Source organism: Bradyrhizobium sp. USDA 4354, from assembly GCF_054060315.1.
In genome coordinates, this window is sequence record NZ_JBSSDC010000001.1 from 4,861,095 (window position 1) to 4,880,518 (window position 19,424).

At 65.4% G+C, this 19,424-nt stretch carries 22 protein-coding genes; 17 read left to right on the top strand and 5 right to left on the bottom strand.

The window, feature by feature from the left end; all coding sequences use genetic code 11:
• Positions 1 to 72 precede the first annotated feature (72 nt).
• The 4 genes from ACVIIV_RS22425 (at position 73) to ACVIIV_RS22440 (ending at position 5,643) form a co-directional block, all read left to right on the top strand.
• Entirely contained in the window at positions 73 to 1,080 is a 1,008-nt protein-coding gene (locus ACVIIV_RS22425; protein ID WP_456746093.1) for a chemotaxis protein CheB, read from the top strand.
• Between the two features lie 10 nt (positions 1,081 to 1,090).
• Complete coding sequence (locus ACVIIV_RS22430; RefSeq protein ID WP_456746094.1) at positions 1,091 to 1,357, top strand: hypothetical protein; 267 nt, start codon at positions 1,091 to 1,093, stop codon at positions 1,355 to 1,357.
• A gap of 357 nt (positions 1,358 to 1,714) precedes the next feature.
• Complete coding sequence (locus ACVIIV_RS22435) at positions 1,715 to 4,885, top strand: CheR family methyltransferase (RefSeq protein WP_456746095.1); 3,171 nt, start codon at positions 1,715 to 1,717, stop codon at positions 4,883 to 4,885.
• Complete coding sequence (locus ACVIIV_RS22440) at positions 4,885 to 5,643, top strand: Crp/Fnr family transcriptional regulator (RefSeq protein WP_456746096.1); 759 nt, start codon at positions 4,885 to 4,887, stop codon at positions 5,641 to 5,643. Before ACVIIV_RS22435 ends, ACVIIV_RS22440 begins: the two co-directional genes overlap by 1 nt.
• Positions 5,644 to 5,941: 298 nt before the next feature.
• Here the strand turns inward: ACVIIV_RS22440 and ACVIIV_RS22445 are convergent, their stop codons facing one another.
• On the bottom strand, positions 5,942 to 6,136 hold the full coding sequence (locus ACVIIV_RS22445) for a hypothetical protein (protein WP_456746097.1): 195 nt from the start codon (positions 6,134 to 6,136) through the stop codon (positions 5,942 to 5,944).
• Positions 6,137 to 6,431: 295 nt separating this feature from the next.
• Between ACVIIV_RS22445 and ACVIIV_RS22450 the strand changes: the two genes are divergently transcribed.
• The 8 genes from ACVIIV_RS22450 to ACVIIV_RS22485 all read left to right on the top strand — a co-directional run bounded on the left by ACVIIV_RS22450 (position 6,432) and on the right by ACVIIV_RS22485 (position 10,329).
• Positions 6,432 to 6,614, top strand: coding sequence for a hypothetical protein (locus ACVIIV_RS22450; RefSeq protein ID WP_456746098.1), 183 nt, complete (start codon positions 6,432 to 6,434; stop codon positions 6,612 to 6,614).
• A 135-nt stretch (positions 6,615 to 6,749) separates the two neighbouring features.
• Positions 6,750 to 6,950 carry a hypothetical protein gene (locus ACVIIV_RS22455; RefSeq protein WP_456746099.1) on the top strand — a complete coding sequence of 67 codons (201 nt, stop codon included), beginning with the start codon at positions 6,750 to 6,752 and terminating at the stop codon, positions 6,948 to 6,950.
• Positions 6,951 to 7,248: 298 nt separating this feature from the next.
• The gene (locus tag ACVIIV_RS22460; protein ID WP_456746100.1) at positions 7,249 to 7,458 is read left to right on the top strand and encodes a hypothetical protein; all 210 of its coding nucleotides are present in this window, start codon (positions 7,249 to 7,251) and stop codon (positions 7,456 to 7,458) included.
• A complete protein-coding gene (locus tag ACVIIV_RS22465; protein WP_456746101.1) occupies positions 7,458 to 7,658 on the top strand; it encodes a hypothetical protein in 201 nt (66 codons plus the stop codon). The genes ACVIIV_RS22460 and ACVIIV_RS22465 overlap by 1 nt, the downstream gene beginning before the upstream one ends.
• 62 nt (positions 7,659 to 7,720) lie before the next feature.
• A complete protein-coding gene (locus tag ACVIIV_RS22470; RefSeq protein ID WP_456746102.1) occupies positions 7,721 to 8,797 on the top strand; it encodes a flavodoxin family protein in 1,077 nt (358 codons plus the stop codon).
• Positions 8,794 to 9,696, top strand: a complete 903-nt coding sequence (locus tag ACVIIV_RS22475) for an NAD(P)/FAD-dependent oxidoreductase (RefSeq protein WP_456746103.1) — start codon at positions 8,794 to 8,796, stop codon at positions 9,694 to 9,696. Before ACVIIV_RS22470 ends, ACVIIV_RS22475 begins: the two co-directional genes overlap by 4 nt.
• A 104-nt stretch (positions 9,697 to 9,800) precedes the next feature.
• Complete coding sequence (locus ACVIIV_RS22480) at positions 9,801 to 10,130, top strand: four-helix bundle copper-binding protein (RefSeq protein WP_456746104.1); 330 nt, start codon at positions 9,801 to 9,803, stop codon at positions 10,128 to 10,130.
• Positions 10,131 to 10,140: 10 nt separating this feature from the next.
• Positions 10,141 to 10,329, top strand: a complete 189-nt coding sequence (locus ACVIIV_RS22485) for a hypothetical protein (RefSeq protein WP_456746105.1) — start codon at positions 10,141 to 10,143, stop codon at positions 10,327 to 10,329.
• 85 nt (positions 10,330 to 10,414) lie between these two features.
• Here ACVIIV_RS22485 and ACVIIV_RS22490 read toward each other — a convergent pair whose 3' ends face one another.
• Positions 10,415 to 10,672, bottom strand: a complete 258-nt coding sequence (locus tag ACVIIV_RS22490; RefSeq protein ID WP_456746106.1) for a hypothetical protein — start codon at positions 10,670 to 10,672, stop codon at positions 10,415 to 10,417.
• Positions 10,673 to 11,059: 387 nt separating this feature from the next.
• Between ACVIIV_RS22490 and ACVIIV_RS22495 the strand changes: the two genes are divergently transcribed.
• On the top strand, positions 11,060 to 11,434 hold the full coding sequence (locus ACVIIV_RS22495; protein ID WP_456746107.1) for a hypothetical protein: 375 nt from the start codon (positions 11,060 to 11,062) through the stop codon (positions 11,432 to 11,434).
• 4 nt (positions 11,435 to 11,438) lie between these two features.
• Here ACVIIV_RS22495 and ACVIIV_RS22500 read toward each other — a convergent pair whose 3' ends face one another.
• Both ACVIIV_RS22500 and ACVIIV_RS22505 read right to left on the bottom strand, forming a co-directional pair.
• Positions 11,439 to 12,701, bottom strand: coding sequence for a polysaccharide deacetylase family protein (locus ACVIIV_RS22500; RefSeq protein WP_456746108.1), 1,263 nt, complete (start codon positions 12,699 to 12,701; stop codon positions 11,439 to 11,441).
• A 156-nt stretch (positions 12,702 to 12,857) separates the two neighbouring features.
• Positions 12,858 to 13,664, bottom strand: coding sequence for a polysaccharide deacetylase family protein (locus tag ACVIIV_RS22505; protein ID WP_456746109.1), 807 nt, complete (start codon positions 13,662 to 13,664; stop codon positions 12,858 to 12,860).
• Between the two features lie 83 nt (positions 13,665 to 13,747).
• Here ACVIIV_RS22505 and mgtE point away from each other — a divergent pair, with 83 nt between their 5' ends.
• From mgtE to ACVIIV_RS22525, 4 genes are all read left to right on the top strand, one after another.
• Complete coding sequence (mgtE, locus tag ACVIIV_RS22510) at positions 13,748 to 15,169, top strand: magnesium transporter (protein WP_456746110.1); 1,422 nt, start codon at positions 13,748 to 13,750, stop codon at positions 15,167 to 15,169.
• Positions 15,170 to 15,400: 231 nt separating this feature from the next.
• On the top strand, positions 15,401 to 15,703 hold the full coding sequence (locus tag ACVIIV_RS22515) for a helix-turn-helix domain-containing protein (RefSeq protein WP_456746111.1): 303 nt from the start codon (positions 15,401 to 15,403) through the stop codon (positions 15,701 to 15,703).
• A 121-nt stretch (positions 15,704 to 15,824) separates the two neighbouring features.
• Positions 15,825 to 16,643 (top strand): aldo/keto reductase, encoded by an 819-nt coding sequence (locus ACVIIV_RS22520; RefSeq protein WP_456746112.1) that lies wholly within the window; start codon positions 15,825 to 15,827, stop codon positions 16,641 to 16,643.
• Between the two features lie 49 nt (positions 16,644 to 16,692).
• Entirely contained in the window at positions 16,693 to 17,613 is a 921-nt protein-coding gene (locus ACVIIV_RS22525; RefSeq protein WP_456746113.1) for a hypothetical protein, read from the top strand.
• Positions 17,614 to 18,665: 1,052 nt separating this feature from the next.
• On the opposite strand, the gene ACVIIV_RS22530 is transcribed toward ACVIIV_RS22525, so the two are convergent.
• A complete protein-coding gene (locus ACVIIV_RS22530) occupies positions 18,666 to 19,382 on the bottom strand; it encodes a DUF599 domain-containing protein (RefSeq protein WP_456746114.1) in 717 nt (238 codons plus the stop codon).
• Positions 19,383 to 19,424 lie beyond the last annotated feature (42 nt).

Below are 19,424 nucleotides of genomic sequence, written 5' to 3' on the forward strand. Positions count from 1 at the left end.
TCCCTCCAGGCAGATAGGAACATAAGACCGGGACCCACTTTGGTGCAAACGATGCAATCGAAGGTGGGTTCCATGGGCAACCGCGACATTATCGTCATCGGGGGCTCGGCTGGGGCGACCGCGCCACTGAAGCAGATTTTGAGCCGTCTGCCCGCGGGCTTGCCGGCCGCTGTCTTCGTCGTGCTGCACATCCCGGCCCAGGGCATCGGCATCCTCTCGACAGTTGCCAGCAGTGCCGGCCCACTTCCGGTCCGGCAGGCCGAGAACGGTATGAAGATAGAGCCCGGTCACGTCTATCTGGGTGCGCCGGACCATCATTTGCTGCTCGCTGGAGATCGCGTTGTCCTCGGCCGAGGACCGCGCGAAAACATGGTGCGGCCAGCGATCGATGCCCTGTTCCGCTCCGCCGCCCTCTATCACGGGCCGCGGGTGATCGGCGTGCTCCTGAGTGGACTGTTGTCGGACGGCGCGGCCGGCCTGAACGCCATCAAGCGCTGCGGCGGCATGGCCGTGGTTCAGGACCCTGCGGACGCAATTTCCGACGAGATGCCGCGGCGCGCCATGGAAGCGACCACGGTCGACCTTTGCGTTCCCGGCGCCACGATGGGCGACGTGCTGTCCGAACTCGTCAGGGAGCCGGCCGGCGCCGCGCTGCCGATCCCGCCCGAGATCAGGCTCGAGGTGGAAATTGCGGCTGGGGAGCGCGTCGGCAGCGACAATCTCAGCGCGGTTGCCGATCCTGTCGCCCTGACCTGTCCAGCCTGCGGCGGCGTGCTCTCGGAAGTCAAGGACGCGCGCCCGATGCGCTTTCGCTGCCAGGTGGGGCACGGCTTCACGGCCGATGCGCTCGCCAAGGAGCAGGAGGGGCGCGTTGACGAAGCCCTGCGCGTGGCGCTGCGCATCATCGAGGAGCGCGCGGAGCTGGTGCAGCGCATGGCAGCGGACGGCCGCCGCAGCGGGCGGGCTGCCGTGGCGGAGATGTACGAAGCTCGGTCACGCGAATACCGCGAATATGCCGACATGATCCGGCGTATCGTGCTAAAATCGCTCGATCCTCCCACCGGCGAGCGGGAGGCTTGAAGGCTGAGCCATGGCCATCTCCCTTGCCGAACGCACCGCGCAGCTCAATGCCGAGCAGAGCCTCCTGGTGAAGGCCGATAGAGACATCGAGGAGGGCTGGAGGCGCATCCGCGATCAGGAGGATCGGGTGCGCGAGCTGATGGCGGGCGGACACGACACGCGCCAAGCGGAGCGGCTGGTCAGCCTACTCAAGCAGACCCTGGTCGAATGGGAGCGCCACCGCGTTTTAATCGAGCAGCGGGTCGAGTATCTCCGGCAGGAGGTCGCGGCGGGGTAGTCGGGGGGGGGGGCGAACGGCAGCTCTGAACTCTGCGCTGAGCTCGAACATGGTATCGAGCTGCCGCTCCGCGTACCGGCGCCAGCGCTCGTTCTCGGCCAGCAAGCGGCGGGCTTCCGCGGTCGCACGCTCGGCGTGCCTGATCAGCGCGGCGAGTTCCTCGGAGTTCGGCATAGCGGTTCCTCCGCCGTTGGCGGAGTATGGACCTGCCGACCGGCGCTGACAACGCTCAGGTTGGCGGATCGAAACAGGTTCGGGACATTTTTGCCTTTGATCTGTTGGGGTAATATCGATTCCTGCTATTTGCAGGGGCCGGGCCGCCGTTGGTCCCGGTCTGTAACGAAAGCTGCCAGAGCCATGCACGAAGTCGGCGACCAGCCGGTCCAGGGAGAGCGCCAGATCAAGACTCCGCTGATCATAGGAGTGGGCGCCTCGCCCGGTGCGCTGGACAGCATCGAGCGCTTCTTTGCCAAACTGACCGTAGGCGCCGATCAGGCCATCGTGCTGGCGCTCCAGCATCACGAGACTTTCGACGAGCAACGGCTGCGCGGGATCGTGCAGGCGTCCAATGGCGGCAAGGTCTCCGATATCGGTGACGGCCACACCATCGATGGTGGCATGATCTATCTGTGCCCGCCGGCGATGATCACCACGATCCAGAGCAACCGGTTCGCGATCCGCAAGGCCGAACAGGCGCCCGGCGAGCGCGCCACGATCGACAGCTTCCTGGTCTCGCTGGCCGAGGAGCGCGCCGAGCAATCCATCGGCGTCATTCTTGCCGGCACCGGCGGTGACGGCACGCTCGGCACGGCGACGCTGAAGGATCACGGCGGCCTCGCCATCGCCGAAAAGGTGGCGAGCCAGAATGAAGCTGAGCATCTGCGCAACGGCAACACGCCCGCCGCCATCGCCGACTATGTGCTGCCGCCCGAGGATATCCCCGAGCACATCCAGGTCTATGCCCGTCATCTCAGGCGCCTGGAGGAGAAGCAGGGCTTTGACGAGGTGCTCGCCGCGGCCGCGTCCTCGCTGTCGCGCATTGCCGACATCCTGCGCACCAAGACCGGCAATGATTTTCACGGCTACAAGCAGAACACCTTCCTGCGCCGCGTGCAGCGGCGGATGCAAGTGGTCCAGATCGACGATATCGCCGCCTATGTCGATCACTTGCGGAACGACAAGGACGAGGCCCAGCACCTCTTCAATGACCTCTTGATCGGGGTCACCGAGTTCTTCCGCGACAAGCGCGAATTCGAGGTGCTGGAAACCCAGGTCATCCCGAAGGTCTTCGAGGGCAAGGGCGCAGGCCAGCAGGTGCGCATCTGGGTGCTCGGCTGCGCCACCGGCGAGGAGGCCTATTCGATCGGCATCCTCCTGCGCGAGCATATGGCGCGGATGGAATCCGCGCCGCAGGTCCAGATCTTCGCCACCGACATCGATGGACGGGCCCTCGCCGCCGCGCGCGTCGGCCGCTACCGCACCAACATCGAAGCGGACATGACCAGCGAGCGCCTGGCGCGCTGGTTCGTCCGCGAGGGCGACACATATTGCGTGGTGAAGGAGCTGCGCGAGATGTGCATCTTCTCGCAGCACAACGTCATCAAGGACGCGCCGTTCTCCAAGCTCGACCTCGTCTCCTGCCGCAATCTGCTGATCTATCTCAATGCCGAACTGCAGAACCGGGTGATCCCGCTGTTCCACTTCGCGTTGCTGCCGGACCGCTATCTGTTCCTCGGCAATTCCGAGAACGTGACGCGGCACCCGAAGCTGTTCGCGCCGGTCGATCGCCGGGCGCGCATCTTCAAGAAGCTGGAAACCGGAACGCGGCTGCCGCCGGAATTTCCGATCACGACCGCGGCGGGCAGGGTGCCGGTCGAAGTGCCGGCGATGCGCTCTTTCGGCCCCGACGTCGGCCTGGAGCGGCGCGCCCAGCGCATCGCAGAGCGCTATGCGCCGGCCTACGTCATCACCGACGCCAATTTCCAGATTCTACACTTCTCGGGGCGCACCGGCCGGTATATCGAGCCGACGGCGGGTGCCGCTTCGCTCGACTTGCTTCAGCTCGTGCACCGCGATCTCCGCCTGGAGTTGCGCACCGCGCTCAGCCGCGCTGTCGAGACTAACGAGCCCGTCCATGCCGAGCAGGTGCAACTCGGGGTGAACGGTCACCGTGTCCTCGTCGACATCACGGTCGAGCCGGTCCAGGACGGCACGGGCGGTCACCGCAATTTCGTCGTGCTGTTCAAGGATGGCCCGGTCCGCATGACCGAGGCCGATCAGGGCAGTCCCAATGCGCTGGTACGCACCGAGCATGTCGAGCGCCTCGAAAACGATCTGCGCGCCACGCGCGAGCGGCTTCAGGCGACCATCGAGGAGCTGGAGAGCACCAACGAGGAGCTGAAATCCTCTAACGAGGAATACCAGTCGCTCAACGAGGAGCTTCAGTCAGCTAACGAGGAGCTGGAGACCTCGCGCGAGGAATTGCAGTCGGTCAACGAGGAACTGACCACCGTCAATGGCGAGCTGGCCCACCGTGTCCAGGAATTGACGCGCGCCACCAGCGACCTCAAGAATTTCCTCGAGAGTACTCAGATCGCGACTGTATTCCTCGACAATGATCTGCGCGTGATGAACTTCACGCCCGCGATCACGCAGCTCCTGCATCTCGTCGAAACCGATACGGGACGGCCGATTAGCCATATCAAGGCGCGCATCCCGATCGAGGAGCTCTATGACGACGTCCGCCGCGTGCTGCGCACGCTGGCAAGCGTCGAGCGCGAGCTGAGCGCGCCCGACAGAGGCACCCGTTACATCGTGCGTATCCTGCCGTACCGCAGCATCGACAATTTCATCGCGGGCGTCGTCATCACCTTCATTGACGTCACCGCGATCACCCGCGCCGAGGAGCGCCAGCGCCTGCTGCTGGCCGAGCTCCAGCACCGCGTTCGCAACACGCTCGGTGTGGTGCGGTCGATCGCCCGCCGCTCGGCGGAAACGAGCTCTACCGTGGAGGAATATGCCTCTCATCTCGACGGCCGGCTGAACGCCTTCGCCCGCACCCAGGCGTTGGTCACTCGCGATCCCGAAGGCGGCGTCGACCTCGAATATCTCGTGATTGAGGAGCTGCTTGCCTACAATGCCCGCGAAGGCGAGCAGATGCGGGTCTCCGGGCCGAAGGTGCGCTTCCAGCCCAAGGCGGCGGAAACCTTCGCTCTCGCGATCCACGAACTCGCGACCAATGCGCTCAAATACGGCGCCCTGAGCCAGCCGACCGGTCGCATCGAAGTGACCTGGCGCGTCGATGAGAGCGTCGAGCCGACGGAGCTGGTGTTCGAATGGCGGGAGCGCGGCGGGCCGCCCGTGACCCCGAGGCCGCGAAAGGGATTCGGGACCGAACTTCTGGAGCGTACGCTGGCGTTCGAGTTGAAGGGGCAGACGAAGATGACATTCAACCCTGCGGGGCTGCAATGCACAATCAGCATTCCCCTGAGCAAGCGCGCCTTCCACACGCCCGTGGTGGCAGCCTGATGCCGGTGTCGACGGTCGATCGTAGCGTCCTCGCGCCGGTCATTCGCCGACTGAGCGCGCTGAGGCCGTTGTCGACCGAGGCCCGCGCATCGCTCGAATATGCCATGCTCGAAGGCCTCCAGCGTGTCGGATCGGGCGAGGACCTGATCTCCGAGGGCGACCCCGTCGACAGCGTCCGCGTCGTGCTGTCCGGCTGGCTCTGCCGCTACAAGACGCTCGAGGACGGGCGCCGCCAAATCGTCAATTTCATCTTCCCGGGCGAGAGTTGCGACGCGCATGCGTTCCTGCTCTCGGTGATGGATCATTCCATCGCGACGATGACGCCGGTGGTCTACAGCGAGATCAAGCGCGCGCGCTTCGAGAGCCTGATGGCAGGCGACCGTTCGCTCGCCGAGGCGTTCTGGTGTGAGACCCTCGTCAACATCGCCATCCAGCGCGAATGGGCGATCAATCTCGGTCGTCGCGTGGCGGTCGAGCGCGTGGCCCATCTGTTCTGCGAAACGTTCGAGCGGCTTCGCGCCGTTGGGATGGTCGACGGCAATTCCTGCGGCATGCCGGTGACGCAAATGGATCTCGCGGATGCCACGGGATTGTCCGTCGTTCACCTCAATCGGACTCTTCAGGAGCTGCGCGCGTCGGGGCTGATCATCCTGCGCGAGCGGATGCTGACCATCCCGGACCTCGATGCGCTCAAGAATGCGGCCCTATACTCGCCGAGTTATCTGCAACTCTATCGAAGGGCTGAAGCGACACGTTGAAGCCGGCCGTGCTTCGCTCGCGACGCGCTTCGTCGGTGACATCCCGCCGGAACGCAGGACCGTCGCGTTTGAGAGCTTTCCCCTACGGCCATCCTTCGAGACGCCCGCTTTAGGCGGGCTCCTCACACGATGAGGACGGGAGCGCGTGGCTGCAGTTTTCAACGGACACTGACGCTGATTAGCCTCATCCTGAGGAGGCGCGTAAGCGCCGTCTCGAAGGACGAGGCGTGCGCTGAGGCCGCCGCAACGAGTCATATGCGATAGCCCTGCGCCGAAACGGGAGGTGCCCCTCTTGCGATCACCGCGGTTCGCGACGTTGCTCGCCCGGCGCATCATCAGCTTGTTCGCTTGGAAAAGGCTCGTGAGTTCGTCGGCCGAGAAACGTATCCGGCGGCGGAAGCTCCAGAACCGTTCGCGCCTCGCGGATGGTCTTGCGAACCTGCTCCACGTGCTTCTGATCGGACTGCAATGGATAGTGAGCCTGCTTCGCCATCAGGCGCCCCCGGATCATGCAGGCGGGAGCGCCATTGGTCTCTCAGCCACCGGCGCCTACGGCAAGGACCTGAGCCGGTGATGAAGTGACCATACACCTACCGCGCCGTCTCGGCCAAGGAAATCAGGGATCTGCCGGTCAATTCCCGTTCCGGCCAGCGGTTATTGGTTGAAGCAGGGTCAGAACGGGTCGTGATCGCTTGATCTAAGTTAATCAGCGAAGCTTTTTTGGCGATTGGCATGTTTTGAGTAACCTATGCAAGAGCGTGCTCTCGAGATTTGTTGCATCGTGGCTGATGCCTGACACCCTGTTTGCCCGCGCTACACGCGCTATCGAAGAGAGCCGCGCCCTCCGGGAGCAGCACAAACAGGCTGCGGGTCACTACGGCGAAACCGTGAACGATTTGCGTTTGGCCATCATGGACAGCGCCATGCTTCGCTCGGAGATCAAGGCGCGCCGGGACAACGAGGAACCGTAGGTCCGGTCTTTTCGCAGAAAAAGCAACCGTTGCTCCTCCGCAACGTTGATCCTCTGCCAAGCTGTGCGGCTCGGCACCCACCGGACGTCAGAACGCAACGGCGCGCTCGACCTCATGCACCTGGGAGAACGCCTGATGACGACGCGACATCGGTTCAAGCATGCAGAGACTCTGGAAGCGCGCCTGGCCGCCGAGGCGGAGCGGCTGCGCGAGGAAGCCAGCTTGCTTCCGCCCGGCGCTGCGCGCGACGAGATGTTGCGCAAGGCGCGCCAGGCGGAGACGGGGTCGCAGATGAGCGAGTGGCTGCGATCGCCGGGCCTGCAGCCGCCGGACTAGTTGGCAGCAGCACGTGAGGCTGCACGCGCCGCCGCTTCGCACCCTGGGTTCGTCGGTTATGGGGCGAGCGCTTGACGGGCAGCATTTCGGTTCTGGCGCAGTCCGGTTGCGCGCTTGTCGCCTGGCGCAAAATCACGCAGCGTTAACTTATTGAAATGCAGGAACCGGCCGTTGCGGCGGAAGCTACAAACATTGCCGGGCTGGGCCGCCTGAGCTGGCAAGCGACTTGAGTGACGAGAGAGCTTGGGCTCCGGCGCCTGGTCCCCCGCTTCCAACCCAATTGTCCGCGAAAGCGCAAATGACCGCCAAACGTAACCGCAGGAAACAGACCCAATCGCTCCAGGAGCGATTGGCCGCCTTCGCCGAAAACGCCCGCGAGCGCGCTCGCACGCTGCCGCCCGGCAGGGAACGCGAGATGCTGCTGCAACGCGCGAAGCAGAACGAAGTGACCTCGAACCTGACAGACTGGTTGAGCGCGCCCATCTCCCCAAGACGAGGACAATCCTAGTGGGGAGCATCAAGCATTACCGCGCGTTCCAGGTCGATCCGGACGGGCACGTGTTCGGATGCATCAATCTGGCCTGCGACGACGACGAGCAGGCCAAGCGCGAAGCTGCCGCGCTCGTGCTGGTCCATCGCATCGAGCTGTGGCGGCTCGACCGGCGGATCGCGCAATTCGATCTGCCGCAGCAGGTTACTCGCCCGTAGAGCGGGAACCGCGCGCTGCGCCCCGGGTTGGTCGAATGGTATCGACTTCGCCAGGAGCCAGCATGACGGACGCCGACGTTCGCAAGGGGATGCCGCCCGTCAAGCTGTCGCGCGGGGAGTTCGAGCGCCGCTACAAGCGTCAGTTCGTCGATCCCGCCTTTGCCTCGCTCGGGCGGGAGCTCGATGCCATTACCGCTGCGGCCTGGGACGCCTACAGCCATTCGCGCAAGGCGCCGTTGACGCGGAAGGCGGGTGCAGGCTTCTCCGATCCCGACTACGATCTTGCCATCGATTGGCTCGATGCGCGCGCAAGAATCCTGCAAGCGCAGCGACGCCATGACGATGCGGACGAGACGCCGCGCATCCTCGTCATCAACGGCTCGGCCCGCAGCGAGCACACCTGTCCCGGCGAGATGTCCAAGACCTGGCGGCTGGTCAAGCTGGCCGAGCCTGTTTTCATCGAGATGGGATTTGCCGTCGACATCCTCGATCTGTCGCGCCTCGCCTCGGAGTTCGGCAAGACCATCCATCCCTGCAAATCCTGCGTCGCGACCGCGATGCCGCTCTGCCATTGGCCGTGCAGCTGCTATCCGAACTATTCGCTGGGCCAGACCGGCGACTGGATGAACGAGATCTATCCGCTCTGGGTCGCCGCCCACGGCATTCTGATCGTGGCGCCGGTGAACTGGTATCACGTGCCCACCGGGCTCAAGGCGATGATGGACCGCATGGTCTGCGCCGATGGCGGCAATCCCGATCCGACCGCGACCCACGGCAAGAACGCCGCTGAAGCCAAGGCGATGGAGCTGAAGGGCTGGCCCTATCCGCGCCATCTCGCCGGCCGTCATTTCGGCATCGTCGTTCACGGCGATGCGGTCGGCGCCGAGGGCGTGCGCCGCGCCTTGTCGGACTGGTTGACCGACATGCAGCTGATCTCGGCGGGCCGCTACGCCGAGCTCGACGGCTATGTCGGCTACATGGAGCCATACGCCACCTCGCATCGCGATCTCGACGAGGACAGCGAATTCCAGCAGCAGGTGCAGAACGCGGCGCGCGCCTTGGGCAACGCGGTCCGGCTCGCTCGGGCCGGGCGCCTCGGCGATCCCGGTGCCGGCCTTGCGGACCCGAACCGCAAATGACCGACGCGCCGCCGCTTGAATGTCTGATCGTCGGAGGCGGCCCGGCCGGGTTGATGGCCGCGATCTATCTGGCGCGCTTCCGCCGGAGCGTCTGCGTTGTGGACACCGGTGCGAGCCGGGCAGCGTTGATCCCGCGCAGCCACAATGTCCCGGGCTTCGTCCACGGCCTGTCCGGCACGGAGCTGATCGAACGGATGTCGGCCCAGCTGGACAAGCTCGCCGTCACGCGTGTGGGCGCCGAGGTCACCGCATTGCAACGACACGATCATGGTTTTCTGGCGAGCTGGAATGGCCGCGCGCATGCAGCCGCCACTGTCGTTCTCGCCTGCGGGATCGTCGATACCCATCCGCCGTTCGACGAATGGCGCGCCGCCGTCGCGGATGGGCTGTTGCGCTACTGCCCCGTCTGCGATGCCTTCGAGGCGACCGGCCGCCGCATCGGCGTCATCGGCCCGCTCGCGCGTGCTGCGGGCAAGGCGCTGTTCCTGCGCGGCTATTCGTGCGACGTGACGCTGCTCGCAATCGGGCGGGATGACGATCAGGCCGCAACGTCACGGCTGGCCGAGGCGGGCGTGGAGGTCCTATTCGCGCCCGGTCTGCGTTTGCGGCGGAGAGGCGAGGGCATCGAGGCGGTCTTCGCCGCCGGCCGCACGGCGCAATTCGAATTGATCTATCCCGCGATGGGTGCGGAGGTACGCTCGCAGCTCGCGATGGCGCTGGGGGCCGAGCATACCGGGGAGGGTTATCTGAAGGTCGACGACCATCAGCGCACGTCGATCCGCGGGCTCTACGGCATCGGCGACGTCGTCACCGACCTGCACCAGATCTCGGTCGCGTTCGGCCACGCCGCAATCGCCGCCTGCACGATCCACAACAGCCTGCCGCCGCGACTGGCCTGACCCGGCCGGGATGGCGGTAAGCCTCACAATCGACCGGAACCGGGAACGAAGCGCGTTGCCCTGCTTTGGTCGAGCGGAGCGGGGCGCGCAATTGGAGACGACCGATGGCCCAATCCGAAGACATGACCCGCTGCATCGCGCTTTGCATGAGCTGCTACCAGACATGCCTCGGCACGGCGATGAACCACTGCCTCGAGACCGGCGGCAAGCACGTTGAGCCAAAACACTTCCGCCTGATGATGGCTTGCGCGGAGATGTGCCGGACGGCTGCGCATTTCATGCTGATCAACACGCCGCATCACAAGCATACATGCGGTGAGTGCGCCGAAATCTGCAGCGAATGCGCCGAGGATTGCGCGCGGGTCGGCGGCATGGACGAATGCGTCGCGACGTGCCGCTCCTGCGCCCAATCCTGCCGCGCGATGGCGGCCTGAGGAGGGGCCCATGCTGGAAGAAAAGCTCAAGGAAGCGATCGTCGGCGAGTTGCAGCGTCAGGCCGCAGACCGGCCGCAATCGCTCAAGGTCGAGGGTGCGAACGATGTGAGCCGCTCGGAGGAGCTGACCGTCAACGGCAAGATCGATCTTGGCGCGCTGGTCATGGTGATCGCAGGATCGGTCGCGGGCGGGCCCTAGAAGCATGATCCGGAAAAGTGTGCACGGTTTTCCGAAAAGATCATGCTCAAACAACAAGCTAAAGCGCGATGACTCTCATCGCGCTTTAGCCGTACTCCTCGCCGATGCCGTATTCCCGGTAGATCTCCAGCGGGTCGAGCTCGGGAAACAGGCGGCATTTGGCCTGGGCGAGGTGCAGGCTCACCGCCGCCGGCTCCTTGCCGTTCGCGAGCAGCTTGCGGATGTCGTCCATATGCGCGTTCGGCCGGTGCTTCGGCTCGAGCTGCTCCAGCGCGACCAGGGCGGTCGCGAGCGCCTCGGTCAGCACCCAGTCGTCGTGGCCCGTGATTCCCTTCTTCGACATCGGCAGACCCCGGATGTGGCGGCAGGTCCCAAGAGCATGATCCGGAAAAGTGTGCAGCGGTTTTCCGAAAAGATCATGCTCAAACAATAACCTAAAGCGCGACGACGATTCATCCAAATCGCATCGCGCTTTAGTCTATCGCGACTTCGGCCAAATCGCCATTGAGCCGTTGCGGCTGCCGGTGTCGCCACGGACCGGAGGCGTGCTCCGGCTTGCATTATGGCCGCGTGTGGCTAAAAGGCGGCGGGTGCGGGGCGATCGTATCTCTGTTGAAATAAATTCGGCGTAGACGGGCCTGCACGGCATCCAGGCCGGCTGTTCCGGTTTGGCCCCCGATCCCGTACGCGCAACGATCCGATTGCGCTATCCCTCAAGGCTCGAGCGCGCATGGTCTTTCTCAGCTTCGTCTATCGCTTCTTCACCAACTTCGCCTTCATGGCGATGGTCTATTTCAGCCTGAACTTCATGGAGAAATATCAGAACCGGGCGATCATCGCGATCCTGGTGCTGGTCTACGCCGCCATGCGCGCGGCCTCGACGCTGCGCGCATTCTACTTCTTCCAGAAGATCGAGAAGCTGGAGGCCGAGACCAAGCGCCTTCAGGCTCCGATCAATGACGGTTCGGGCGGAACCGCGGTGCGTAAGCAGGTCATCGCCGACGTTGCGCGGCTGCGGCGCGACGGCGAGCTCAAGTCCTATATGGACCTGTTTTTCCTGGCGCTGATCGTGCTGCTCTGCGTCGCCGCAATCATGCGGCAATAGCCGCTCAAGCGCGCTTCTTCACGCTCGTCGGGCGGGGCGTCGTGGTCTTGGCCTGAGCGGCATGCTTGGGGGCGGCCGGCGCCGCATGCGCGGTCCGGGGAGGGTGTGGCTTGACGGCCTTGCCGTTTGCGGCCTTGCCCTTGCCCGCGCGGGGCGTCTCGGCTGCCATGGCGAGCCGCGTCGCGGCACGCCGCGACAAGGTCGTCGACAGCAGCACCTCGACCGAGCCTTCCGGGATTGCAAAGAGCGCGCGGCCGGGCGCGGGCAGGGTGGCCGCGACATTGGCCTGCGCCATGGTCCGCAGCGGCAGCAGCGGCTGATGCTCGGCCTGCGCATTGAGGTCGGCAAGAGCGGGTGCCGGCAGCATCCGGGTCTGCGCGAATACGAAATTTGGCACGCGCGGCCAGCGCGCGATCGGCGTCGTCTCGGTCGGCGGATGCAGCAGCCATTCGACCTGCGTGGTCGGCGTCGCCGGCCGCTCGGCGGTCGCGGGCACCACATGCACGATGCGATAGCCGCGCGCCTTGAGGTCGCGGATGATCTTGGGCAGCGCCGCCACCGTGCGGGCCTGGATGTCGTGCAGCAGCAGGATGCCCTTGCCCTTGGCCTCCAGCCGCTGGATCGCGAGCTGGTAGACGCGGTCGGACGACACATGCCGCCAATCGTCGGCCGGGAAGTCGGCGCTCCAGACCTGGATGCCGCGCGAGATCAGATGGTTCTCGACACCCTCGGCGCGCATCAGGCCGGGGATGCGGAAGAACGGGGCGAGCTGAGACGGATCCGTCATCGCCGCCGCGGTCCATTCGATGCCGCCGTTGATCTCGGCCTCGGCCTTTTCGATCGGCATCCGGTCGAAGGTCAGCGGATGGTCCATGCTGTGCGTGCCGACGGTGTGGCCCGCCGCGACCAGCTTGCGCACGCCTTCCGGATTGGCCTTGGCCTGGTTGCCGATGATGAAGAAGGTCGCCTTGATGCACTCGTCGGCGAGGACCTTGAGCACCTGGTTGGAATATTTCGGCAGCGGGCCGTCGTCGAAGGTCAGGACGACCTCATGATCCCTCAGCGGCAGCGTCTCGCGATACTGCATGGTGCCGATCAGCGGATGCTCGCGCGGATCGACCACGAGGGTGCGGGATGTCCCGAGCGCGTCCGGATGGCCCGGGCAGTCGGCCGCGAGCGCCGCCGGCGAAGCGACGGTCAGCAATCCCAACAACAGGCCAAGGGCGGTCCACGATCGCGTCCGCAAAACAACGCTACTTCCGATCATGAACCTCGTCTGCCCCCATGCAATTGGCGCCTAAATAGGTCGGAGATGCCCCAAAACGGTTCAGCCGCAGCCGCCCTCAACTTGCACGGGGTAGCATGAACAGAGTGTTAATTGGCCGCAAATCACCCCATTTTGCGCCGGCGTGACATTCCGGCATCAGCGCGAATCTGCGCTCTTCTGCGGCGCGCCGGCTGCTACGACGTGAACCACGCGAAATCCGTTCTCTCTCAGATAACGCAGGAAGGCCGGCATGATCGCGGCCGTGCGCGCCTTGGGGTCGTGGAAGAGGATGATACCCTTGCCGGCCGCAGCTAAGCGCTCGGTGACGAGCTTCAACTCCTGCTCCGGCGTCATCTCGTTCCAGTCGCTGGCCCAGAGATCGGCCCCGAACACGACGATGCCGCGCGACTGGAGCAGGTCGAGCTGCGCTTGTGTCCCCTCGAAATAGGGGAAGCGGAAGAACGGCGTCGAAGGGGTCGTCGTCGCGGCGCCGTGCAGCGCCGTCTCGTCGGCCGCGATGCCGCGGTCGATCTCGCTCCTGGCCTTGTCGAACGGGATCCGCGCCATGAATGGATGCGAGAAGGTGTGATGGCCGACGGTGTGGCCCTCGCGCGCGATGCGCTTGACCATCTCGGGATGCTGGGAGGCGTGCAGGCCGATCAGGAAGAAGGTCGCGCGCACACATTCCTGCGCCAGCGCCGCCAGCACCTTCGACGTCGTCGGCGGGTTCGGGCCGTCGTCGAAGGTCAGCACGACCTCGCGGTCGGCCAGCGGCAACGTCTGCGGAAAGCTCTTCAAGCCGACGCGCGGATACGTCTTGGCGTCGACGCTCAGGATGCGCGAGGTGCCGAGCGCGTCCTTGCGCGGGCACTCGGCGGCATCCGTCGAGGCGATGCCGATGATGCCCGCGGCCAGCGCGCCCGCCGTCATCGAGATCCATCTCAGCCGAAGCATCTTTGCCATTGCGCTCGCAGTTGCCTTGTGGGTATTGCCTGACCGTCAGCCCAGATCACTTGTTCCAAACCTGTCAAACGGCGAGGCGCGCCATGGACGAACATATGGACGTTGCCCCCACCGCTTCGGATTCGGTACTCGACCACGTGCCGATGCGCAATGAAGACGGCGATATCAGGCACGAATTCGTCGAGGAAATTGCCCGTGCGATCGAGGTCGGCGACAGTGCGGCGCTGCGCGCCTGCGTTGCCGAGCTGCACGAGGCCGACCTCGGCGACCTGATCGGCGCGTTGGAGCCCGACGACCGCGTCCGCCTGGTCGAGCTCACGGGACGCGACTTCGATTTCTCGGCGCTGAACGAGGTCGACGAAGCCGTCCGCGAGGAGATCCTTGAGGAGCTGCCGCCGGAGACGGTCGCCGAGGGCGTCCGCGAGCTCGAATCCGACGACGCCGTCGAGCTCCTGGAAACCCTCGACGCCGAGGAGCAGGAGGAGATCCTCGAGAAGCTGCCGCTCAAGGAGCGCGTCGCGCTCGAGCGCAGCCTGCTCTATCCGGAGAACTCCGCCGGCCGCCGCATGCAGACCGAGTTCATCGCCGTGCCCCAGGATTTCACCGTGGGCCAGGCGATCGACTACATGCGCGAGACGCCGGATCTGCCCGACCGCTTCTACGAGATCTACGTCGTCGACAAGGACCAGCACTGGCAGGGCGCGGTGCCGCTCGACGTGCTCCTGCGCACGCGCCGGCCGGTGGCGCTGACCGAGCTCACCGACGAGGACCGCCGCCGCGTTTCCGTCCTGGAGGACCAGGAAGAGGTGGCGCGCATGTTCGGCAAGTACAATCTCGTCGCCGCACCCGTGCTCGACACCCAGGACCGCCTGGTCGGCGTCATCACCGTCGACGACGTCGTCGACGTCATCGAGGAGGAGGCGGACGAGGACCTCAAGGCGCTCGGCGGCGTCACCAGCGACGAAGAGCTGTCGGACACCTTCCTGACCATCGCGCGAGGCCGATTCAACTGGCTGCTGGTCAATCTCGCCACCGCCTTCCTGGCGTCCTCCGTGCTCGGCCTGTTCGAGGGCCAGCTGGAAAAGATGGTCGCGCTCGCGGTGCTGGCGCCGATCGTGGCGAGCCAGGGCGGCAATGCCGCGACCCAGACCATGACGGTCGCGGTGCGGGCACTGGCGACGCGCGAGCTCGGCTCCTCCAATGCCTGGCGCGTGGTGCTGCGCGAGGCGCTGGTCGGCCTGGTCAACGGGCTCGCCTTCGCCGTGATCACGGGCATTGCCGCGGTCGCCTGGTTCAAGATCCCGGGCCTCGGCATCGTCATCGGGCTCGCCATCATCTGCAACCTCGTCGCCGGCGCGCTCGGCGGCATCCTGATCCCGATGGCGCTGGAGCGCGTGCGGGCCGACCCGGCGGTGGCGTCGGGCACATTCGTGACCACCGTGACCGACGTGGTCGGCTTCTTCTCCTTCCTTGGGATTGCGACGTTGTGGTTCGGGTTGAAATAAGGGGAGGCGCACGCTCTCTCCCCCGTCATTGCGAGCGAAGCGAAGCAATCCAGACTGTCGCCGCGGTGGGATTCTGGATTGCTTCGTCGCAAGGGCTCCTCGCAATGACGGGGGAGGCAACGGGGGCACCCTCACTCTCGTGTCCTGGCTGCGCTGCGTCCGGGGCACGAGATCTCGCATCTTTAATCCGAACTTAAGCGACCTGCCGCATCATCGCCGGCGCTTGGGGGAATGGGCATGCGGTTGCGGCTGAAGGCGGACGGACGGATCGTTGAATTGCGGGATGGGCAGGAATTTCCGGTCCAGCCGACGGCCGATGCCGCGCCGGCTGATACCGGCCCGCTCGCGGTGCGCGACTTGCGCCGCCGCGCCTGCCTGACCCAGATCGAGTTCGCCGCCAAGCTCGGCGTGCCCGTCGAGACCATCCGCAACTGGGAGCAGGGCAAGCGCGCCCCTCGCGGCCCGGCCCGCGCGCTGCTCGCGGTGATCGCGCACGCCCCGGATACGGTGTTCCAGGCGCTCGCCAAGGTCTGACGCACACCTCCCGTTAGTCTTGCATTGAAGATCCCGCCCTGGCCGCTGCGGCTTCCGTTGGCAGCATCATCGGCCGGGTCCATAATGACATTTGCGGCTGCCGCAACAGAGAGGATTCCTCATGCTGTTCGTCGAGGCCAATGGCGCAAGGATCCCGGCGATCGGGCTCGGAACCTGGGAGCTGGAAGGGCGCACCTGCGCGCGTGTAGTCGAGCAGGCGCTGCGGCTCGGCTATCGCCACATCGACACCGCCCAGGTCTACGACAATGAGCGCGAGGTCGGCGACGGCTTGCGCGCCTCGGGCGTGCGCCGCGACGACGTCTTCCTCACCACCAAGGTCTGGACCAACCATTTCGCGCCCCACGATCTCGATCGCTCGGTCAAGGAGAGCCTCGCCCGCTTGCGGCTTCCCTCGGTCGATCTGTTGCTGCTGCACTGGCCCAATCCCCACGTGCCGCTGGTGGAGACGCTGGGGGCGCTGTCGCACGCGAAGCGCATGGGACTGACCCGCCATATCGGCGTTTCCAATTTCACGGTGGCGCTGATCGAGCAGGCAGTGGCGGCCTCGCCGGAGCGGCTCGTCTGCAACCAGGTCGAATATCACCCTTATCTCGACCAGGCGAAAGTGAGGGCGGCCTGCGACCAGCACGGCCTCGCGCTGGTCGCCTACAGCCCGATCGCCAAGGGCCGCATCAAGACCGACCGGACGCTGGCCGAGATCGGGCGCATCCACCGCAAGACGCCGGCGCAGGTCTGCCTGCGCTGGCTGGTGCAACAGAATGTCGCTGCGATCCCGCGCACCTCGCGCGTCGAGCGCCTGTCGGAAAACATCGAGATCCTAGATTTCGAGCTGTCGGAGGACGAGATGAGCCGGGTCGCCGCGCTCGCAAATCCCAGGGGCCGTCTAACCGACTTTGGCTTCGCCCCGAAATGGGATTGAGAGGAGCCCGGGGTATGCTAGGACCGCGACGGCAACCCAAGATCGGTCGATGGAACGGCGGAAGATCATACGGACGGACATTGCAGCGTCGGCGGTCGCGCATCTGACGCTGGTGGCGCTGATCATCGTGATCAGCGAGGTCCGTCCGTTCCATGCCGCGCCGCCCGAGACAGTCGCGGTCGATATCGTCACGCCGGAGCAGGTGAAGCAGGAGGAAGCCAAGGCCGAGGAGAAGGAAGAGGCGAAGGAGAAGCCGCCGGAGCCGCTTCCCGACCTGAAGCTGCCGAAGCTGGATGTCACCGACAAGGCGGACGCAGCGTCGAAGCCCGCGACCAAGCAGCAGGCGGCTGCACCATCGCCATCAGCGCAGGCCTCGCCCGAGCCACAGCAGAAACAACCGCAACCCTCACATGCATCGAAGCAGCCTGAGGTCGACGTGCAGCCGCAGCAGCCGCCGCAGCAAGCTCAGCCTCAGCCGATGCCGCAACCGCCGCCTCAGGCGATGCCGCAGCAGCAGGCTGCGCCGCCGCCGGCCTATCAGGCGCCCCAGCCGGACGTCACCGTCAAATATGGCGTCATGCTGGGCCTGCCGCCTGAATTGCCGCCCGAGCCGAAAGGCGCACCCAAGGACGACGGCGGCGATGCCAAGGATTCGATCGCAGCCAAGTTGCCGGCCGAAGTCATCGCCGCGCTTCGTCGTCATTTGCGAAGCTGCGCCAAGCTGCCCGCCGGAGTCGCGCCGACCGACAACGTCCATGTCAAGCTGCGCACGGTGTTCGCCACCGACGGCACGCTGGCGCGCGAGCCCATCCTGATCGAGGCTCCGCCGTCTGCGAAGGGCGTGGCCATCGTCAAGTCCGCAATGAGCGCGCTGCAGAACTGCCAGCCCTACAAGATGCTGCCGGCCGACAAGTACGGGGAATGGAAGGTGCTGGACCTGCCGTTCAGCCCGAAGGATTTTGGCGGGTAGCGTGTGGGATGGAGCGTGGCGTAATCCGGGGGTGCACGCCCGTCATCTCGCACTGTCCCGGATGTCGCTTTCGCTCCATCCGGGCTACGGCATCTGCCTGTGTCGCCCGGCTGTCAACCCGCCCGCGCAAAAATATTCCGCTTTACCGAAATTCGGAAATATCGTATGTGTCGCCCCATCCCGGCTCATCCTTGAGGGGCGATCGTGAGGTCGTCATTGTCGCGAGCCGGGCTTTGCGGTGGACGCAGCAGCGTCGGGCGCGAGTGGCCAGGGGCAGGGCGGATTGCTCTCCGTGAGCCCTTAGGCTTCGTGCGGACGAACGGCGCTGCTAGGCTTCGTCTCGCCTGTAAGTTTCCGGCTCCGTCGACAGGGCTGGGAAAACTGCGGCGAAATGGCGGGCCGTGCGTACGGCAAAACCGTGTGGTCCTGGCCGTCGTTGCTACGGTCAAGCCCTTGCGAAGGCGGCAGCTGCGTCAACCGGCGCGGTGCCGGTGAATTTCGCGAAGGCGAGGGAGGCCAGAAGGAACTCGGCTCCCGGGAGAGCGCGGCATAAGCCGTCCGACCATCGCGCAGGGAAGGCCGTGTGTTGGGCTTCACCTGTATGCTGCTGTGCGGTTCTTCCTGCGTGTGCTCTAGCGCAGCAGACCGCGGGTGTCAGCCGGCACCCGGCCTTCCCTGCGCCCTCTTGGACAAGAGGGCGGCGAGATCAAGCAAAGCTCGGGCGAAATCAGCCGCGAGGCTGCGAAGGCATGTCTGCGATTCGAAACGCAAGAGAGAAGAGCGACGCTGCTGCCTCATACTCCGTCATTGCGAGCGCAGCGAAGCAATCCAGAATCCCACCGCGGAGAGACTCTGGATTGCTTCGCTGCGCTCGCAATGACGAGGAGGAGAGAGCGTGTACCACACGCTTCTCTCGTGCCCCGGACGCAGCGCTCCTTCAGCGGTGCGCTGCAGAGCCGGGGCCCATCGATCCGCGCCGTGTCGTGTTGCTCTGGGTCCCGGCTCTGCGCAGCAACGCTTCACGCGTTGCAGCTTGTCCGGGACACGAGAGATCAATGACCGCGCTTCATCCCCTCGCCACCATCCGTCACCTCCGGCGCCATCGCGGCCCAGGCACTGGACGCGAATTGCCTGCGCCAGGTCACGACCACCACGGCTGCGGTGGTCACGAACAGCACCCAGGGGCTGACGAACCAGCCGAGATAGCCGAGCGCGAAGAAGAACGCGCGCTGGCCGCGGTTGAAATGGCGGCCGGCGGATTCGAACAGGCGCGAGGTGCGGATGACATGGGCTTCGGCCTCCGGCGTGTCGCGCCGGTCAGCCGGCGGCATGCCGCCGAACAGGATCGCGACATAGTTGAACAGGCGGTAGGCCCAGGCGAACTTGAAGAAAGCGTAGACGCAGATCAGCACCAACCCGACGCATTTCAGCTCCCACATCGCGGGCGAGGTGCTGAGGTCGATCGGCAGCTTGCTCAGTATCGTGATCGCGTCGTTGGTGGCATGCAGCAGCGCCAGCGCGCCGCCGAGCGCGAACAGGCTGGTGGAGGCGAAGAAGGCGGTGCCGTTCTGGAGCGAGGCCATGATCTGCATGTCGACCATGCGCGTCTCGCGGTCGAGCAGCCGGCGCACCCAGACCTCGCGATAACGGTTCATGCGCGCCGACAGGCTGTCGCGGCCATAGGCCGAGTGCTCCAACGTCAGGGCATAGATCAGCCATTCGATGATGAAGAAGCCGACGGCGGCGATGTCGACCCAATGCCTGCTCATGTCTGTCTCCTGGCAAGGACCGCAACGATTGGCACGCATGAC

Excerpts from the sequence above, each read along its gene's own strand:
- ACVIIV_RS22425 (WP_456746093.1), top strand. The coding sequence starts at position 73 with ATGGGCAACCGCGACATTATCGTCATCGGGGGCTCGGCTGGGGCGACC.
- ACVIIV_RS22430 (WP_456746094.1), top strand. The coding sequence starts at position 1,091 with ATGGCCATCTCCCTTGCCGAACGCACCGCGCAGCTCAATGCCGAGCAG.
- ACVIIV_RS22435 (WP_456746095.1), top strand. The coding sequence starts at position 1,715 with ATGCACGAAGTCGGCGACCAGCCGGTCCAGGGAGAGCGCCAGATCAAG.
- ACVIIV_RS22440 (WP_456746096.1), top strand. The coding sequence starts at position 4,885 with ATGCCGGTGTCGACGGTCGATCGTAGCGTCCTCGCGCCGGTCATTCGC.
- ACVIIV_RS22445 (WP_456746097.1), bottom strand. The coding sequence starts at position 6,136 with ATGGCGAAGCAGGCTCACTATCCATTGCAGTCCGATCAGAAGCACGTG.
- ACVIIV_RS22450 (WP_456746098.1), top strand. The coding sequence starts at position 6,432 with ATGCCTGACACCCTGTTTGCCCGCGCTACACGCGCTATCGAAGAGAGC.
- ACVIIV_RS22455 (WP_456746099.1), top strand. The coding sequence starts at position 6,750 with ATGACGACGCGACATCGGTTCAAGCATGCAGAGACTCTGGAAGCGCGC.
- ACVIIV_RS22460 (WP_456746100.1), top strand. The coding sequence starts at position 7,249 with ATGACCGCCAAACGTAACCGCAGGAAACAGACCCAATCGCTCCAGGAG.
- ACVIIV_RS22470 (WP_456746102.1), top strand. The coding sequence starts at position 7,721 with ATGACGGACGCCGACGTTCGCAAGGGGATGCCGCCCGTCAAGCTGTCG.
- ACVIIV_RS22475 (WP_456746103.1), top strand. The coding sequence starts at position 8,794 with ATGACCGACGCGCCGCCGCTTGAATGTCTGATCGTCGGAGGCGGCCCG.
- ACVIIV_RS22480 (WP_456746104.1), top strand. The coding sequence starts at position 9,801 with ATGGCCCAATCCGAAGACATGACCCGCTGCATCGCGCTTTGCATGAGC.
- ACVIIV_RS22485 (WP_456746105.1), top strand. The coding sequence starts at position 10,141 with ATGCTGGAAGAAAAGCTCAAGGAAGCGATCGTCGGCGAGTTGCAGCGT.
- ACVIIV_RS22490 (WP_456746106.1), bottom strand. The coding sequence starts at position 10,672 with ATGTCGAAGAAGGGAATCACGGGCCACGACGACTGGGTGCTGACCGAG.
- ACVIIV_RS22495 (WP_456746107.1), top strand. The coding sequence starts at position 11,060 with ATGGTCTTTCTCAGCTTCGTCTATCGCTTCTTCACCAACTTCGCCTTC.
- ACVIIV_RS22500 (WP_456746108.1), bottom strand. The coding sequence starts at position 12,701 with ATGATCGGAAGTAGCGTTGTTTTGCGGACGCGATCGTGGACCGCCCTT.
- ACVIIV_RS22505 (WP_456746109.1), bottom strand. The coding sequence starts at position 13,664 with ATGGCAAAGATGCTTCGGCTGAGATGGATCTCGATGACGGCGGGCGCG.
- mgtE (WP_456746110.1), top strand. The coding sequence starts at position 13,748 with ATGGACGAACATATGGACGTTGCCCCCACCGCTTCGGATTCGGTACTC.
- ACVIIV_RS22515 (WP_456746111.1), top strand. The coding sequence starts at position 15,401 with ATGGGCATGCGGTTGCGGCTGAAGGCGGACGGACGGATCGTTGAATTG.
- ACVIIV_RS22520 (WP_456746112.1), top strand. The coding sequence starts at position 15,825 with ATGCTGTTCGTCGAGGCCAATGGCGCAAGGATCCCGGCGATCGGGCTC.
- ACVIIV_RS22525 (WP_456746113.1), top strand. The coding sequence starts at position 16,693 with ATGGAACGGCGGAAGATCATACGGACGGACATTGCAGCGTCGGCGGTC.
- ACVIIV_RS22530 (WP_456746114.1), bottom strand. The coding sequence starts at position 19,382 with ATGAGCAGGCATTGGGTCGACATCGCCGCCGTCGGCTTCTTCATCATC.